At 55.0% G+C, this 16,987-nt stretch carries 7 protein-coding genes; 1 reads left to right on the forward strand and 6 read right to left on the reverse strand.

Features of this window, described 5'->3' with window-relative positions; all coding sequences use genetic code 11:
• The first annotated feature begins 14 nt into the window (after window positions 1–14).
• Window positions 15–5,165: a PVC-type heme-binding CxxCH protein gene (locus Q31a_RS31250; protein WP_145076510.1), complete on the forward strand. Its 5,151-nt coding sequence runs from the start codon at window positions 15–17 to the stop codon at window positions 5,163–5,165.
• 1,419 nt (window positions 5,166–6,584) lie between these two features.
• Here the strand turns inward: Q31a_RS31250 and Q31a_RS08295 are convergent.
• The 6 genes from Q31a_RS08295 to Q31a_RS08320 all read right to left on the reverse strand — a co-directional run bounded on the left by Q31a_RS08295 (window position 6,585) and on the right by Q31a_RS08320 (window position 16,937).
• Window positions 6,585–7,793 (reverse strand): FG-GAP repeat domain-containing protein, encoded by a 1,209-nt coding sequence (locus tag Q31a_RS08295; protein WP_145076512.1) that lies wholly within the window; start codon window positions 7,791–7,793, stop codon window positions 6,585–6,587.
• 747 nt (window positions 7,794–8,540) lie between these two features.
• On the reverse strand, window positions 8,541–10,877 hold the full coding sequence (locus Q31a_RS08300; RefSeq protein ID WP_197356463.1) for a sulfatase-like hydrolase/transferase: 2,337 nt from the start codon (window positions 10,875–10,877) through the stop codon (window positions 8,541–8,543).
• A 260-nt stretch (window positions 10,878–11,137) separates the two neighbouring features.
• Window positions 11,138–13,450: a PQQ-dependent sugar dehydrogenase gene (locus Q31a_RS08305; RefSeq protein ID WP_145076516.1), complete on the reverse strand. Its 2,313-nt coding sequence runs from the start codon at window positions 13,448–13,450 to the stop codon at window positions 11,138–11,140.
• Window positions 13,451–13,515: 65 nt separating this feature from the next.
• Window positions 13,516–14,463, reverse strand: a complete 948-nt coding sequence (locus Q31a_RS08310) for a carbohydrate-binding family 9-like protein (RefSeq protein WP_145076518.1) — start codon at window positions 14,461–14,463, stop codon at window positions 13,516–13,518.
• Between the two features lie 285 nt (window positions 14,464–14,748).
• Window positions 14,749–15,981: a purple acid phosphatase family protein gene (locus Q31a_RS08315; RefSeq protein WP_145076520.1), complete on the reverse strand. Its 1,233-nt coding sequence runs from the start codon at window positions 15,979–15,981 to the stop codon at window positions 14,749–14,751.
• Window positions 15,978–16,937: a hypothetical protein gene (locus tag Q31a_RS08320; RefSeq protein WP_231691122.1), complete on the reverse strand. Its 960-nt coding sequence runs from the start codon at window positions 16,935–16,937 to the stop codon at window positions 15,978–15,980. Before Q31a_RS08320 ends, Q31a_RS08315 begins: the two co-directional genes overlap by 4 nt.
• Between the last annotated feature and the right edge of the window lie 50 nt (window positions 16,938–16,987).

Here is a 16,987-nt window from a genome sequence, read left to right on the forward strand (position 1 = left end):
TCCAAGAGAGCCCTATGAAAACTTTACAAGAATTTTGCACGAAGTCCGCAGTCGTCCTATTGCTGGGATTATCGACGCTTGGGCATTCCGTCCTAGCTCAACCACTTGTCTTTGAGGGGACCGAAGGTGTCGGACAGGGAAAGCATATTGTTTTCTTGGCCGGTGACCACGAATATCGCTCTGAGGAATCCTTGCCTGCACTGGCGCGTATTCTGGCCAAGCGTCATGGGTTCAAGTGCACGGTGCTGTTTAACATCGATCCAGAGACGGGCGAGATCGTGGCTGGCAATTCCAACATGCCTGGGATGGAGGCATTAGATAGTGCCGATCTCGCGGTTGTTTTCTTGCGATTTCAGGACTTTCCTCTTGATCAAATGAAACACTTTGACGCCTACTTGAATCGGGGAGGCCCGGTGGTCGGCCTGCGAACCTCCACGCATGCCTTCAAGCTGAACGACAAGTCCCCGTTCCCCAAATATTCGTATGACTACAAGGGAGCCGACTACGAACTCGGATTTGGACATCAAGTTTTGGGACAGACATGGGTTGGACACTATGGCAAGAACCATGTTCAAAGCACTCGTATTACGCTTGTAGAGGACAAGCAGAATCACCCCATACTGCGTGGAGTCAAAGACGTCTGGGTACAAGCGGGGGGCTATGTGGGCAAACCCACCGATGGCGAACTGCTAACGACCGCTCAGCCTCTGAACGGCATGACACCTGATTCGCCCGCCGATGCGACCAAGCCTCCTCAGCCTTCCGAATGGACCCGCAGCTACACTTCCCCTTCCGGAAAGACGGGCCGCGTCTTTACCTCCCTGTACGGAACACCGGAAGATATTCTGAACGATGGCTATCGACGGCTGCTTATCAATGGCTGTTTCTGGGCATTGGGGCTGGAGGAGTCGATCACGTCGGACGCCAATATCGCTTTCGTCGGCCCCTTCAACCCCAACACCTTTGGAAATGGTTCCAATGTTCGGGGCGTCAAGCCGGAAATGTATCAAGGGTATGAAAGCCCGATCCCCGCCAGCAACAACACTCAGAAACCCAATCGTAACAAGGCCGAGAAATCTTCGGCGAAAGAGGCACCTGCCCCTCCCGCTGGTACGATCGCCACTGGCAAACCGGCTCGCTTCCTGCGAATCGAACTTCCGGGGAAGGATCGCATCCTGACACTCGCAGAAGTTGAGGTGATAAGCGGTGGAAAAAATATCGCCACCGAGGGGAAAGCGACTCAATCCAGTACGCATGGAAATGCAAATGCGGCCAGAGCGATCGACGGAAACAAACATGCCGATTTTCAAAAGTTGGGGCAAACGCATACGAGCAATTCAGGGTCCCGAAATCCGTGGTGGGAAATTGATCTGGGACAAGCTTGGGATATTGAGAAGGTCGGTATTTGGAACCGGGCGGGATTCGAGTATCGGCTGCAAGGCTTCACGATCACGCTGCTTGATTCCGATCGTAACGTGGTGTTTCAAGCTCGCCGCATCGCTGCACCACAATCTCTGCAAATCAATATCAAGAATGGTGGAAAACTGAGCTATCTCACCTATGCTGGAAAGGCCGGATCCCCGGCTAGCCGAGGTAGAGGTGGCCGCGGTTCTAACAACGGGCGTAATCAGGCGGAAGCCGACAATGAGCCACCGCTCGCCGACGTGCCTGCCAACTATCGTGACCCAACCCCATTTGCTTTCCAGTCCGAGGATGTTGTCGCCATCGTGGGCAACGGCTTGCCCGACCGCATGCAGCATGATGGTTGGCTAGAAACCCTTTTGCAGCATGCTCTGCCGGGAAAACAACTCCGTTTTCGCAATCTGAGTGCCAGTGGTGATCGGCCCGATTCCTTTCCACGCAGCAAAGGCGCTGCGTCGTTAACGGAGTATCTGCAGCATGTCAAAGCCGACGTGGTCCTTGCCTTCTTCGGTTACAACGAATCCTTTGCTGGGATTGAGAAGGCCGACGAATACCGCCAGAAACTGATTGCATTTGTCGAGAAGACGCGGGGTTCCAAAGCGAACGGAGTGTCGTTCCCGCGTATCGTTTTGTTCAGTCCCATCGCGCACGAGGATACACACAATCCCAATGTGCCAGACGGGCAGGCCCACAATCTGCAACTCGAGGCCTATACCCAAGCAACTAGAGTCGCAGCCGAGCAAGCCGGCGTGGGATTTGTGGACTTATTCCACCCTTCGCTCGAGCTGTTCCGCGCATCCAATCAACCGCTCACCATCAATGGCATTCACCTGACCGAAGAGGGCAATCGTCAACTCGCCGAAGTGATTGCCACCGAGCTCGTGGGGGAGCAAGTTACCGCTTCGATGGCCATGGAAGCACTGCGTTCAGCCGTGTTGGATAAAGACAATCACTGGAACAATCGCTACCGTGCACGTGATGGAAATGATGTCTGGGGCGGACGTTCCACGTTGACCTTCGCCAACGACCAAAGCAATGCTACCGTTCTTCAGCATGAACTTTCAATGCTCGATGTAATGACCTTGAATCGCGATGCTCGCGTATGGGCGGCTGCCAATGGCCAAGAATGGGTCGTTGATGACAGCAACGTCCCACCGCCGGTTGAAGTCGTCTCGAATGTTGGTGGCGGTAGCAAGAGTTCTAGCGCGATGAAAGAAGGCACTCTGAACTACATCAGCGGTGAGGAGGGGATTCAGCACATGGCGGTCGCGAAGGGGTTTGAAGTCAGCCTGTTTGCCGATGAATCGCAATTCCCCGAACTTGTCAATCCTGTTCAAATGCAATTCGATACTCAAGGTCGCTTGTGGGCTGCCGTTTGGCCCACCTATCCCAAATGGGAACCGCTCAAAGAGATGAACGATGCACTCATCATCCTGCATGACGATAACGAAGATGGAAAGGCGGACCGCGTAACGGAGTTTGCTCGCGTGCAGAATCCACTCGGGTTTGAATTCTGGAACGGAGGTGTCATCGTTACTTGTGCTCCGGAGGTCCTGTTCTTGAAGGATACCGATGGGGATGATATCGCCGATGTTCGCACCATCATGCTACAAGGCCTTGATTCGTCCGATACGCATCATGGAGCGAACAATTTTGTCTTTGGCCCCGACGGTGGCATCTATTGGCAGAGTGGCGTGTTCATGATGCACAATCACGAGCATCCTTGGGGCCCCTCGCTGCAAACGGAAGCCTCGGCTATGTACCGCTTCGATCCACGAAGCTTTACGATCTCGATGCACGCCAACAACTCCCCCAATCCACACGGGATCTCGTTCGATCGCTGGGGATACCAGTATGCCACCGACGGCACCGGTGGGCGTGCCTACCAAGTTCGCCCTGAAGGCGACAGCTTCAAAATGTACGAACTGCTTAAGAAGGAAGTCCGTCCCGTTACCGCCAACGAAGTGATCAGCAGTACGCACTTTCCCGATTCGATGCAAAACGATTTCTTGATCTGCAACGTCATCGGCTTTCTGGGGATTAAGCACTACCATTTGGAACGCAATAACGATACCGGTGCGGTCTGGGGAGAGCCTGCAGGGGATGAACTTACGGTCAACACCATCAATGCTGATGGCACGACAACCGAAGAAAAGTCTCGCGGGTTATTGATGAGCGGTGATAAAAACTTCCGCCCCTCCGATGCTATCTTTGCGCCCGACGGTTCGCTCTATTTTTGCGATTGGCACAATGCCATTATCGGCCATATGCAACACAATGTGCGTGATCCCAATCGAGACCACGCTCATGGACGTATCTACCGCTTGACCGCTATCGATCGTCCACTGCAGGAGCCGGTCGCTATTGATGGGCAGCCTATCACGAACTTGCTCGAAAACTTGAAATCGCCCGTCGACTCAATTCGGCATCGCACTCGTGTTGAACTCAGCGAGCGAAATACCGCAGAGGTCATCGCGGCTACCAAGCAATGGATCCAGCAATTTGATCCGCACGACCGCGCCGACGCGCACCATCTACTGGAAGCTCTGTGGCTCCACCAGCAACACAACGTGAAGAACTACCGACTGCTGGAGGAACTGTTGCAGTCGCCTGAACCGCAAGCACGCATCGCGGCAAAAACCGTAAAACACTTTTGGTTTAATATCGACAGCAATATGCATGGGGGAGTTATCGCGGCGGAGAAGTTGGCTGCGGTAGAGAAGTCGGGGATTCTCAGTGATACACCCGAGCTGACGACTATTCGCGTCGGTACGATTCCAGAACGGATGATGTACGACGTCAAGGAATTGACGGTGAAGCCTGGCAAAAAGGTGAAGCTGACGTTTGCCAATCCTGATTTCATGCCACACAATCTGTTGCTCGTAAAACCAGGAACGGCCGATAGTGTTGGCGCGCAAGCAATTGCACTCGGCGCTGGAGGCTTCGCCGTTGATTACGTACCGGACTCTCCCGACATCCTCTGGGCCAGCAAACTCGTCGATCATGGTCAAGAACAAGTCATCGAGTTTACTGCTCCGACCGAAGAGGGAGCCTATCCCTATATCTGCTCCTTCCCTGGGCACCATCTACTGATGCGTGGCATGTTGTATGTCACCAATGATCTCGAAGTCTTTCGCGCTGAAAATCCAGAGCCCGTGGCGAAAATTACCGATTGGAAGATTAGCGATTTCGCAGAGGAGTTCGCTCGAGTCAAAGAGGGGCGAAACTTCTTTCAAGGTAAACAGCTCTTCACCGTCCTGGCATGTGCCCAGTGCCATCAGTTGGGAAAACCGGGAATTGCTGCGGATTTGAGCGAAGTTCCGGGAGCGGACCACGCAATGAACCATACCAACGGCCCGAGCCTTGCCGTCGGACCGAACCTGTCGGATGTTGTCCTGAAATACAAGGGGGATCCACAAATGGTACTACGGGAAATCCTGGAACCCTCCCGCAATATCGAAGAGAAGTACCTTAAGTTTATGTTTGAACTCGAGGATGATATCTACCTCAGCGGTAATATCGTCGCCGAGGATGACAAAACGGTGACGGTCCAAAATGGACCGACCGCGGCTCAGGCACAGCGAGTGTTCAAGAGTGATATCGTGTCGCGCCGCCCCTCCCCCATTTCCATTATGCCCACCGGTATTGTGAATACGTTGGAGATGGAACAGATCCTCGATCTGCTGGCCTACGTCCTGACCGATGGCAATGCCGAGGCCCCTGCATTCCAACCCACGCCTTGACCTTTTGTGAATTGAGTCAGCTACAAGCTACTGGTGCCTTCTCCAAAGTGAACTTTGGAATGCAAGTTAGTGAATGAGGCAACGAATCCCACCGTTTCACAGACTCATTCGGATTCGTTGTCTCATCAAAATAGTAACCCACTACGTGACGGGCTGTTGAAATAGCAACCCGCCGCGTGAGCAAGGGAAGGTGGTTGCCGCCACAGGGCTATTCAGGATGCTACCATTTCAGCAGGATTGAAAACGCTTGGGTTCCACAATCCGGTTCGGCAGGCCGTTTGATGCATTGGCTATCGCCCATGGGGCCAAGTTGGTTCGAGCTTGGTTGGAGTGCTTGCAGTGCAACGATCCTTGCTTACGCAGCGGGTTACGAATCCCCTCTCACTGATGCTCCAGACTACAATCGCAACCCGCCGCGTGAGCAAGGGAAGGTGGTTGCCGCTACAGGGCTCTTCTGGATGCTACCATTTCAGCAGGATTGAAAACGCTTGGGTTCCACAATCCGGTTCGGCAGGCCGTTTGATGCATTGGCTATTGCCCATGGGGCCAAGATGGTTCGAGCTTGGTTGGAGTGCTTGCAGTGCAACGATCCTTGCTTACGCAGCGGGTTACGAATCCCTTCTCACTGACGCTCCAGACTACAATCGCAACCCGCCGCGTGAGCAAGGGAAGGTGGTTGGCGCTACAGGGCTATTCTGGATGCTACCATTTCAGCAGGATTGAAAACGCTTGGGTTCCACAATCCGGTTCGGCATGCCGTTTGATGCATTGGCTATTGCCCATGGGGCCAAGTTGGTTCGAGCTTGGTTGGAGTGCTTGCAGTGCAACGATCCTTGCTTACGCAGCGGGTTACGAATCCCCTCGCACTGATGCTCCAGACTACAATCGCAACCCGCCGCGTGAGCAAGGAAAGGTGGTTGGCGCTACAGGGCTATTCTGGATGCTACCATTTCAGCAGGATTGAAAACGCTTGGGTTCCACAATCCGGTTCGGCATGCCGTTTGATGCATTGGCTATTGCCCATGGGGCCAAGTTGGTTCGAGCTTGGTTGGAGTGCTTGCAGTGCAACGATCCTTGCTTACGCAGCGGGTTACGAATCCCCTCTCACTGATGCTCCAGACTACAATCGCAACCCGCCGCGTGAGCAAGGAAAGGTGGTTGCCGCCACAGGGCTATTCTGGATGCTACCTCCGCGTTAGGACTCCAATCGCTCCTAAATCGCAACCGTTCACGGTTGTCAGCGAATCCAATCGAAACTCAAACCTGTAGCAACGGTTGAATTTGTTCATGGTTAAGGAAGGTCGTGAACGGTTACCCTAAATCAACAGCCCGTCACGAAACGGCTGGCAAGAGCCGAGTCGCAAAGATGAACCAACGCGGGAGGATTGAAAGGTTGCTCGGTAAACGCTATGGCCAATGTCAGGATTTATCGAGAGCTGGATTTTCATACCAGACCACACCAAGATTTTGCTTTTCTTCGCAAGTGAGCACATCGAGGTCGCCGTCACCATCCAAGTCCAGACACTCGATTCGGTCGTACTTGGCTCGAGTGGCATTAGCGATCGGTGTCCAGGAAGTGTCGGCTCGCTTGATCCAAATGGCTTGACGGTGACTCTTGATTCCGTCGGCACTCGAATTAGCGGTCATGATCAAAGTCTCACTATCGATTCGCCGGATCGCTTTACCAAAAGGAATATTCGGAGGGTTGGGGTGCACGGTCTCTTGCCATTGCTCGGCGGCGGTTCGTCGATACTCAAGCCAAACGGAATTACGGGTCGCCAGCAGCATTTCATCTTTGGAAGCTGACAGGAACATCGCTTCGTATTCGTGACCTCCAACGGAATGTTCCTTCCATACGCTCAGGGCCGCGTGATCGTTGGGCTGTTCCAACCAAGCAACACCACGGCCGCCTCGCTTGCGATCGCTGAACACAATGTCGTCGTCTCCATCGTCATCCATGTCGATGATGCTCAAAGTCATCGTCCACCCTGCGTCTCGCAGTTTCTGCGTCTGCCAATTGGAAAGCTCGCTTGAATCACGATCCGGTTGCGTAAGCAGTGTCAGAGTCGCCTGCGAATTCTTAGCTCCAGCTACCAAGGCCGAACGACCTCCCCGCAGTTGGATTGGAGCAGCAAACATCCATTGTTGACCATTCAGTTGGTCGAAAGCCGAGGTCTGCCAATTCTGAGGTTCGAGTAGTGCGGCGTTATCGGTGAGTTCTCCATTGAAACGGTGAACGAGCAACTGCTTCTGCTTTCCTTCGTGACAACTGACAATGTCGAGTTTTCCATCGCTATCGATATCGAAGGCGACCGCGTCTTCCGGAGAATCTCCGCTTCCAACGGTCACATTTGGCCACGCTTGCTCCGCTTGGTCGTAGCCAGGGTTGAGGTATAAGCGTACGACACCTGACTCTTCCCAACCGGTAACGATGTCCGGTAGCCCATCTTGGTTGAAATCGGCAAGTCGCACGCCGTCAGCGCCTTGCCCGCTATTATCGATCGAATGCATCTCCCACACTTCAGCCCAGCTGCTCGTAGCCAATAGTCCAAAGCACGACGCAGCCCGCGCAAGTCGAATTGCTGAAGCAGCCCCCAAGCCCAAAAATTGCCTGAGAAAAACTCGCATGGTTTGTTTACCTCCCTAGTCGGTCACGAACTGAAATTCCAGGGTACCATGTTTCGAAGCTTGTACATCATCAACACTAAGAATTAGGGGTTAGCGATCGTTCGGAGAACACAGCTCTTGGGTAAGGGGAATCTGCCTTAGGTTTGCCCACAATTCCATGCATTAAACCTCAGGACATCAAAGGCTCCCACTCCCACTCCCACTCGTGCTCGTCCACAATTCACAGTTCACAGTTCGACATTCGACATTCCTTCTCGGGGAGTATTCAGTACGAGTACCGTTTCACTGAGTTCTGAGTTCCGAGTTCCGAGTTTAGCTGGCACGCTATAAAGTGGGCTAAACAAAGTGGCTTGCTCGCGTGCTGCATCGCCCTCCTGGCGATCAGCTATGGGATCGGTCAAGCAGTGGAGGATTCCTAGCTGGTGACGAGCGACTGTGTGTCGGACGCCGCATCTCGAACTCCTGCTATAGGCTTTCTCCGCTCGCGCAAGAAGTCCGTGCTACTTTCTGCCGATCCCCGACGAATGTGAGGTGTTGGGAACAGCTGTCCAAGCCGGAATAGAGCGGTGCTTTGCCATGTGAAATCTGCAATGCAGGTCGCCCGTTCAACTCCAATTGTGAAAGCAGTGATCCGGGCTTGCTTGGGAGTCGAACGGGGCAATGATAATTTTCCAGTATCGAGGCTTGCCCTCAAACCGAAACGATCTTGCGCCGCACGCGCCGAATGGAGCTTGCTGTCGGGGCTGCTTATGGTTTTTCCGCTTGCCCAAGAATCGCGATGTGAAAGTCGGTTGGGGTTTTGTATTTCACGCCAGCCGCACCCGGGTACACCACGTCGCATTCAACGTCGAACTCGGCACAATGTCTCTGCAAGCCGATACCAAAGTTCGCGGTGTGGGTGGGATCTTTCTGATCCTGACCCATGGCCGGCGGATTGCTGAAGAAGAGGCAAGCTGGAGGATCGTCGGCACTTACCAGTGCATAGGGAGAATACTCGGCAATCCACGCAGCGATGCTCTCCCGCTCGGCCAAAAATTGAGCAAAGTTCTTTTTGCCAAAAGCATGACCTCCGTAGCGGCTGTTGGGCGTCCAGGTGACCATTTGCTTGGGGTCGAGTGTCGTCTGGGGGCTATTAACAGCAACACACCACAGCCGAGTCGATTCCCGCGCGATTGGATCCTCACTCCCCGGATCGGACAGATCGTCATGATAGGCCAGCCAGAGGCTGGAGCAGGCACCTGCGGAACCACCTGAAGCTCCGATGCGTGCCTTGTCGATGTTCCATGCGCCCGCCTGACTGCGCAGGAATTGCACGGCTCGGGCCGCATCATGCAACGGGGCTTTCACCGGTGGCTCGACATGTTGGGCATGCTTCATCAAGCGATAGTTGATGGCGGCAACTGAAATCCCTGCTTTCAATAGGGCTGGTACATCGGCGAAGCGACTGAGCCGCTCTTTGCTGCCGCCATTCCAGCCACCGCCGTGAATCACCATGACTAGCGGCGTGGGGGTCTCGGAATCAGCCTGCCAAAAGTCGAGAACGTGCCGCTGGTGCTTGCCGTACTTCACCTCGGAATAGGTCGGCAGTGGGATCTCTCTTGCGTAGGCAGGAGCCTCGACCGTGCTTTGAGGCTGGACCGGCGGCTGCTTCGGAACAGCCTGTGGGCTGCTTGCGGCCTGCGCGGGGACCGCCTGCGGGGCCGCTACAAGCTTCGCGGCGGCCGCTTCGGTCTGCCGCTGCTTGAGCATGCGTTTCATGGTTGCTACGGTTTCAGCGTATTCGGGCTGAGCTGCCACATTCTCGTTTTCGCTCGGATCTGCCTGAAGGTCATACAGCATTTCAGATGCTCCACCGTCATAGGCGGTGTACGTAAATCGGTCGGTGATGAGAGAATCACCCGTACGAATTCGACTGTAGACACCGTCTCGAAAGGCTTCCTGGGGGGCGTCAAGGAGGGAGGAGAAGCTGCGGCCCTGTACGGTTTCCGGAATCTCAATGCCAGCCAGCGAACATAGGGTCGGATAGATATCGCTGGTTTCCACCAAGGCTGCTGTTCTTCCAGCTTGCTTGCCGGGGGCTCTCACAATCAATGGCACACGCGTCGCTAGATGCATGGTGTTGTGCTTTCCCCAGAAGTTGTGTTCCCCCAAATGCCAGCCATGATCCCCCCAGACCACGACGATCGTATTGTCCGAAAGCTCAAGACGCTCGAGTTCGGCCAAAACATTCCCCACCAATTCATCGACGTAGCTCACACTGGCCATGTACCCGTGGCGCATCATGCGATGAAAGTCCCTCGAATCGGAGTCGAAATCAGCTAAGTGATAGGAGCGAAATTCTTCACTACCGCGAAGTTCCTGGGGAGCCTTCGTCGGCCGATAGCGATTGTCGGCGATTTCGACCTGCTCCCGCTCATACAGATCCCAATACTTCTTAGGTGCATAGAAGGGCATGTGCGGACGGACGAAGCCGCAGGCCAGAAAGAACGGAGTGCCAGCTCGTTTAAGACGCTGGAGATCTTGGATGCTCTTTTCGGCAACTTGCCCATCAGCATACGCGTTGTCCTCCACGTCGGGAGATTCGTAGATACGCCCTCGCTGCTTGCTTTCCGACAGCCTTTGCGTGGTTGCTGGATCATGGCTTAGCATTGAATCGGCGTCGGGGCGCCAGGCCGGTTCACTCCAGCTCTCCTCTTCGGAGTCGTCCCGAGTGTGGAACACCTTGCCGTTGGAAAGCGTTGTATAGCCAGCGTTCTTGAAAGTCTCGGGGAGGGTTGCGGCACCAGGTGCGTCTCGGTCAGCGCGCGTGGTGTAGTTCATGAATCGCATTGCCGTCGGTAGGATGCCAGTCATTAGACTCGCGCGGGATGCTCCGCAAACTGGCACTTGGCAATAAGCGCGGTCAAACCGCATGCTCTGGGAGGCAAAGGCGTCCAGATGCGGCGTACGCACCTGCGTCCCACCATAGCACTTCAACTCGGGACGTAGATCGTCGATGGCAATGAAAAGAATGTTGGGTTTTTCGGCGGCAATTGCGGTTAAACCGCTGGCTACCGAGACGCATACAAGAAGAATCGTTTTCATGATTCTCTCCATCGAAGAGATTGGGGGAAGCATTCGTGCTGGTTGTTCCAGCCCGGCAGTTCTGCGGCAGCTCGCATCAGGCTCATCGCGAGAACCAAGACCGCGGCAGACCCGGCTGCATTCTACCTGAAGCACCAGTTTAGTACTTAAAAGAAGCGGCAAGTTGCCGTTCTTATTGGCCAGCAATTGTTGTCGCGGCGGCCCAGTAGAATTCGACACCGTTGGAAAAGGTCCAGTGATTGAGCTCGATAGCAGGCAGCTCATGGGGTGCCGGAGGTTGCTTGCCTTCCTTCGCGCTCGCTTGGCGGCATCGACTGAATCCATTGTGAAATAATCTCCACGGCATCTCGGTCGATGACAGAAGTCGCCAACGGAGGCATCTGGCCGCGTCCGCGGTGTCGCATGCGGTGTAGGAGCACTGACGCTGTGGCATCGGAGGGCTTAATCAGCTTTGCATCGTCCAGATCGAAGGATCCATGAAGGGGGACCGCATTCACCAGGTCTGTCTTGTCCAGTGGGCTGTTGAATGCCAAATCGATTTTTGAATTGCCGCCGCCTTCCTTGACATGGCAATTCGCGCAGTTGGAATGCAGATAGGAACGTGCCCGAGCCTCTAACGGTTGCGTCGTATCCGCTGGATTCGGTAGCCTCGGCATCTCGCTGAAGGCAGCCGGGAACGTGAATGTTGAGCTTTCGCGCGATTTCTCCGTGCCGCCATCATTAGGGGGCGAAGCTTGGTGGAAGAGCCCCAGTTGTCTAAAGTATTCCAATTGTGGCATAGTTTTACCGTCGATGGCAATATCGAGGTTTGTCTGTTGAACGGAAAGTCCCAGCACATATTCTTGAGCGCGGCTGTGGCACACCATGCATTCAGCCCGACTCGGGAAATGCCATGTTTGATGCCTCAATCCTCCCTCGGTGGAAGAAGCGTTTACCAGGATCTCTCGATTTCGACCCGCTGCAGCGACCAGCTCTGCGTCGGTCTGTTCTTCGTTCCACTCGTAGGAATATCCATGCCACTCCCCCTGCTGACGCGTCAGCAACCGCGTTTCGATGCGTGTTAAATTTGGGGGATTGCTGTCCGCAATAGGCAAGGAAAACGTTTTCACCAACACGCTACCATCCGGGAAGTTCCAGCATTTGGATGTCTGGAATTCAACCGACTGAGCGCCTGGCAATGCGATGAAACGCTCCTTTTCCGCTCCATCGGACCATAATGGGGAATTGACGCTGTAGGGAATGAGACCGGGATGTAGCTTATTGTCTGCCGTCGACTCAAAGAGGCCGGTTTGACTGAGTAGCCGCGGAAAATCATGCGTGGGTACATGCGTCGAAGCAACCAAGCGATAGAGCCCGCTTCCGTGGTCCGCAATCAAAAGTTCACCCTCGTGGTCGATACCGAAACCTGTGATCTGCAGCGAAGTTCTGGCAACTAGGAAATGCGACACAATGGCTGTGCCGTCATACTGTGCAGCCCAAATTATTCCCGTTGAGTAGTCCCCGTAGATGTAGTGTCCGTAAAGGGACGGATGCTCCGTACCGTAGTAGACGTGGCCGCCGGTCAGCGATCGCGCTTCGGAATGGGGATGTTCAATCGTGGGGGGGATGATCGGCGTCGGACCACGCACGCGATTGGGGTGAAATGGATGACTCCCTTCAGTAATGCTCCACCCGTAGTTCTCTCCACGACGGACGACTTGAACCGATTCCCAGAGATCCTGCCCATTGATTCCAGCCCACAATTCACCGGTCTTTGAGTCCACTGAAATGCGCCAGGGATTGCGAAGGCCATAAGCCCATATCTCGGGGCGAGCGCCCTTGAGATCCAAGAATGGATTGTCCCGTGGCACCGAGTAGGGCTTGGCCACTGTGGGGCGATTCACGTCAATTCGCAACATGGAACCAGGGAGGGTGCTGAGATCCTGCCCCGCAAGATTGGCGTCGGAATCAGACGTGCCGTCGCCCGCCGAAACGTACAGCATCCCATCGTGCCCGAAGACGAGATCGCCACCATTGTGGCCGTTCGATGCCCATTCAATGATCGTCGTCTGTGACGTCGGATCGCACGCAAACGGCGGAGTTCGGGCGACGTGAAACCGCAGTATTCGGGTACACACCTCTCCCAACACATCGGAATGCCCATTGCAGCCGATATACATATAGCCGTTTCGAAGGAAATCTGGATGGAAGGCGACTCCGTAGATGATGTCGTCCAAAACCAGAAATTCTGACAGCTCAGTGCCTGCACTCGTGTGGCTAAGACTCGTAGGGCTAAGACTAGTAGGGCTATAACGCAATAGCCGTCCCGGCCCGCCGTAGTCCCCTGGATGAACATGAATAAGTAAGTCTTGGGTTCCGGGAAACGCCGTAACACTCAGCGGTTTCTGAAGGTCCAGATTCTCGAATACCCGCTGGACTCGGAATGGCGGCGGAGTATCCGGAAAACCAACGACGCGCGATTCCGTCCATAGCACTCGGCCTGGCTCGGCTGCATCACCATGCAACTGAAAAAAGAAAGCTGCAAAGAAAAAGACCGATGCGCAGTTGCGTTGGAGAGCGGCGAAAGACAACATTGCTTAAATACCAGGTGCGACGGTCAGTAATGGCGTCTTGAACGCAAGGGGGGCTGCAGAGTCTACTATTCTACAATCTTCACATCTGGGTTGGGGACAGCATCGGTCGAAAATGTAACAAACGGAAACACTTCTGGGATGTGCGAGTCCCAACATCCATGAGGACTCCATGCCCATCCGGTTGAATCGCGTACCGGCGGAGCTTCTCGGAACTGATTGAACCGTGAAAAGTCCATCCGCCAAATATCCCCAGAATTCGGGGGAATCGCACGCTCGTCCCCGAGAGCAACTATCTTCATGCCGGACCAGGGAAATGCCAGTTCGACCGTCCACCCGCGATCACGATCTTCGCCGTCATTCAACGTTCCGTCGATGGCGACTGCAGCTTGAGCATTCGGGTAGTCCCAATTCAGAAACGCGTGCCGCAATCCTCGAGGATGATTTTTGAAGCCCACGCCGTTGAAAGAGATGCATTTGACACCGTCGCGCGAGCGGTCAATTTCCGGCTCCCTGGAGAAGCCCTGTTTTTCATACTCGCTCTGCCAGACAAACAGCCCTTCGTAGATCGTTCCCAGAGCATTAATTTCGAATTCATAGTAGGCGTTGTCGAATGCCAAAAAGAACTCGACGTCGTTGTCGTTGTAAACGTTGTCGTCTCGCTTCGTAATCTTGGCGGAAACAAAAGGCTCTTCGACCCAATAGGCGACGTACAGATTCTGAGCGTCCCATGTGACGGCGGCTCGCGTCTCGTGCACTGTCCGATGGCCACGAATCAAGTCGACGAACCGCGGCGAGCGAGGTGCCTGTTGCCAGGTCGCTTCGTCCAGCTTGCCATCGATTGTGATTGGGGCAATTGCTCGAAAGGCCGTATAGCGTTGGACCTGAGCTTCGGGGACCGGCGGCCAGGGGATGTCCGTCGGTTTCAGCGGATCCAGCCCGTCCTCTGCCACGGCGGAGGGGCCGGCAACTGCGACCAGCATGAATGCCAGCGTCCGCATGGTGGTGAACCGCATCGTGAGGTCTCCGTAGTAGGATGGTTGGATGGCTTAGGCTAGTCTCTAATTCGGTCTGGGCGGCTGAACTGTCGCGATTTTTCAGTAGGCGGGAGCAGCGTTCCCGCCAGCCCTAGGACGCGCGATGAATTCGGCCTGCATCTGCGGCCTCCTGCCAAGCGACCCGGGGCAGGTATGCCACGATTCCGACAACTCTTGCGGTTTGAAGATTTGGCTTTGGAAACTCGGAACCATGGCGATCCTTCCGTGTAGGCAGGAGGTGAAGGAACTTGAACTCGTCGCAGGTTATTGCGTGAGCGGCTGAGCTCGGGCGGTGCGCGAGAATTCGTCGCGGACCTTGCCTCCTTCCAAAACGCATTTGCCCGTGAGCGTCGCATCCTGGAACGTAAGGACGAAGATGTGGTGCCCTTGGTCGGCCATGCCTGGCTCTTGCAAGAACCAGCGTTCCGGCTTGGGCGTCCGCTGTGGCACACCCATGCCCCCTTCGCCAATGTAGACGACTCCAGTTTCATCATGCTTGCCATTGCGTATCGGCACGGTGCGCTTAATGTTGTGCCCATCCGCTTCGCAGACAAGGTCGACATTGAATTTTTCGAAGAGAGGAACCCAACTCTTTAGTCCCGCTCCCGGTTCCTTAACGGCGGGATACACCGGACGATGGTACTGCGTCAACAGCCAGCAATGGCTCTTTCGCGATTGGGAAAGTTCTTCGGCGAGCCATTGGGCCTGATCGCCTGCGGTGCTGGTTTCAGAATTCAACGTGACAAATCGAACGTCGGGTCCGATGCTGATGCTGTAATAATTCAAGTCATCTTCGGGGAATCCAAATACTTCGTTAAACGGCTTACCCTTGTCATGGTTTCCGCGGGCTGGAATCAACGGCAGCAAGCGCCCGTCCGGTCCGGTGGTCAGTTCATGGTCCGATAGCCACATCGACCAGAGATCCATTTTCGTGCCGCTGACGATGTAGTCCCCGCCATGCGCCAATGCCAGGATGTCGTCAGCTTCATCGTCGTTGTCATACGAGGAGGCTACCATCTCAGCGATCATCGTGTTGACCCGCCGCCGTGCATCTTGGTCCGAACGCGAATCCCCTCCGTGCAAGATACTGAATGGACGCGTGGTGGCTGGTGCAGTCACGAAATAAAATACGGGCGACTGTTCCGAGTCACTGACCATTTGAACCTCATAGGCCGTCGAGGGTTCCAGTTCGCTCAACCGAGCATGGTGATAATAAAGTTCGAATTCACCTCCGGTGTACCGGCCCGAATCGGCGAGTTGGATAGAGTTTTGCTCATCGGAGTTCCTTTTGCGATAGCGAACCGTATGGTTTTCCCCGCGTGCTGCTGTACTCCATGAAACGGTCGCCGTGGTGGCTGGATCATCCGTCCACAGGACTCGCCATTGCGCTGGCTTGGTGCCTTCCAGCGGAGCGTCTGCAACCGCCAGGGAACTGCCCAGGAGGCAAAGCCCCGCGAGGGTTGCAAAAAAGAGGTGGGAATTCCGTAGCGGTTTCATTCGACATCATCTCCTAAAAGTTCTGAGGTGAGATTCGCGGGTGCGGTGGTGGGAGGGGGGCGTTTTTGAAGCGTTAACCAGTAGACGGCAATGACTAGCGGCACGCCTCCATTGGCTATCCGTACGACGGTTTCAGGCCATGCGTCTACGCCGAGGGCAGTGATTCTGCTGGCGGCTGTCATGAAGCCCCAAGCAGCCATATACAAGGCAACCGCACGAGACTGGCTGGCTAGCAGCAAGAATGCGACCACCAGGTCAACCACACCAATTGTAGTCAGCAGGCGTTCCGCAGTCTCCTGTGTCAAATTCCATTGGGGCCACTGTAGGTCGGACAATAGAATCAAGTCCGTGAAGGGACCATAGTGTTCCATGGCCTTATAGCCATGCGCGGCGAAGGTGGCCGAGGTAGCGACCAGCAGCAATCGAATCGCCAGCTTAGAGGGCGTGCTACGTCTTTCGGCAGCAACATCCGGCACCAGGCCGCGGCCGAGCAGGAGTAACGCCACTGGCGCGACGTAGCGCACCGCATGTTCGGCTAGAGATATTTCAGCGTAGACGGCCGCTCTCATCATGTGAGCCATGGCGAGCAGCAACATCCACGCGGCGATCCAAGCGGCCGCAGGCCCATCCAAGTTTCGCACCAGCCCGGTCCAGGACGATTGGGAGCTCTGCCAACGCTTGGCCCAACCGGTCAAACACAGGAGCAGGCCTGTTGCCAGCGTTAGGATCGCGCCGAAGGTGTCGATGCCTTGCGCGAGTCCCTCGGGCCACTGGCAATCAAAGTAGAGCCAGCCGTAAATGTCGCTCTCGGTTTCGAAGGAGCCAAAGAGGTATCGGCCGCCTACTCCAAAACATTCCATCGCAATTACGGCGCGCAGGCCCCCGTCCAATCGGCGGATTGCCGATCGTTGAATCGCGGATCGTTCGCTCGACTCGGATTGTTCAAGGCTGGGCATCTGGAGCAGTATACAACGAGAGCATGTGCTGCGTTGTGGTTTGGAAAACG

The sequence above is a fragment of the Aureliella helgolandensis genome, from assembly GCF_007752135.1.
GTDB classification, from domain to species: domain Bacteria; phylum Planctomycetota; class Planctomycetia; order Pirellulales; family Pirellulaceae; genus Aureliella; species Aureliella helgolandensis.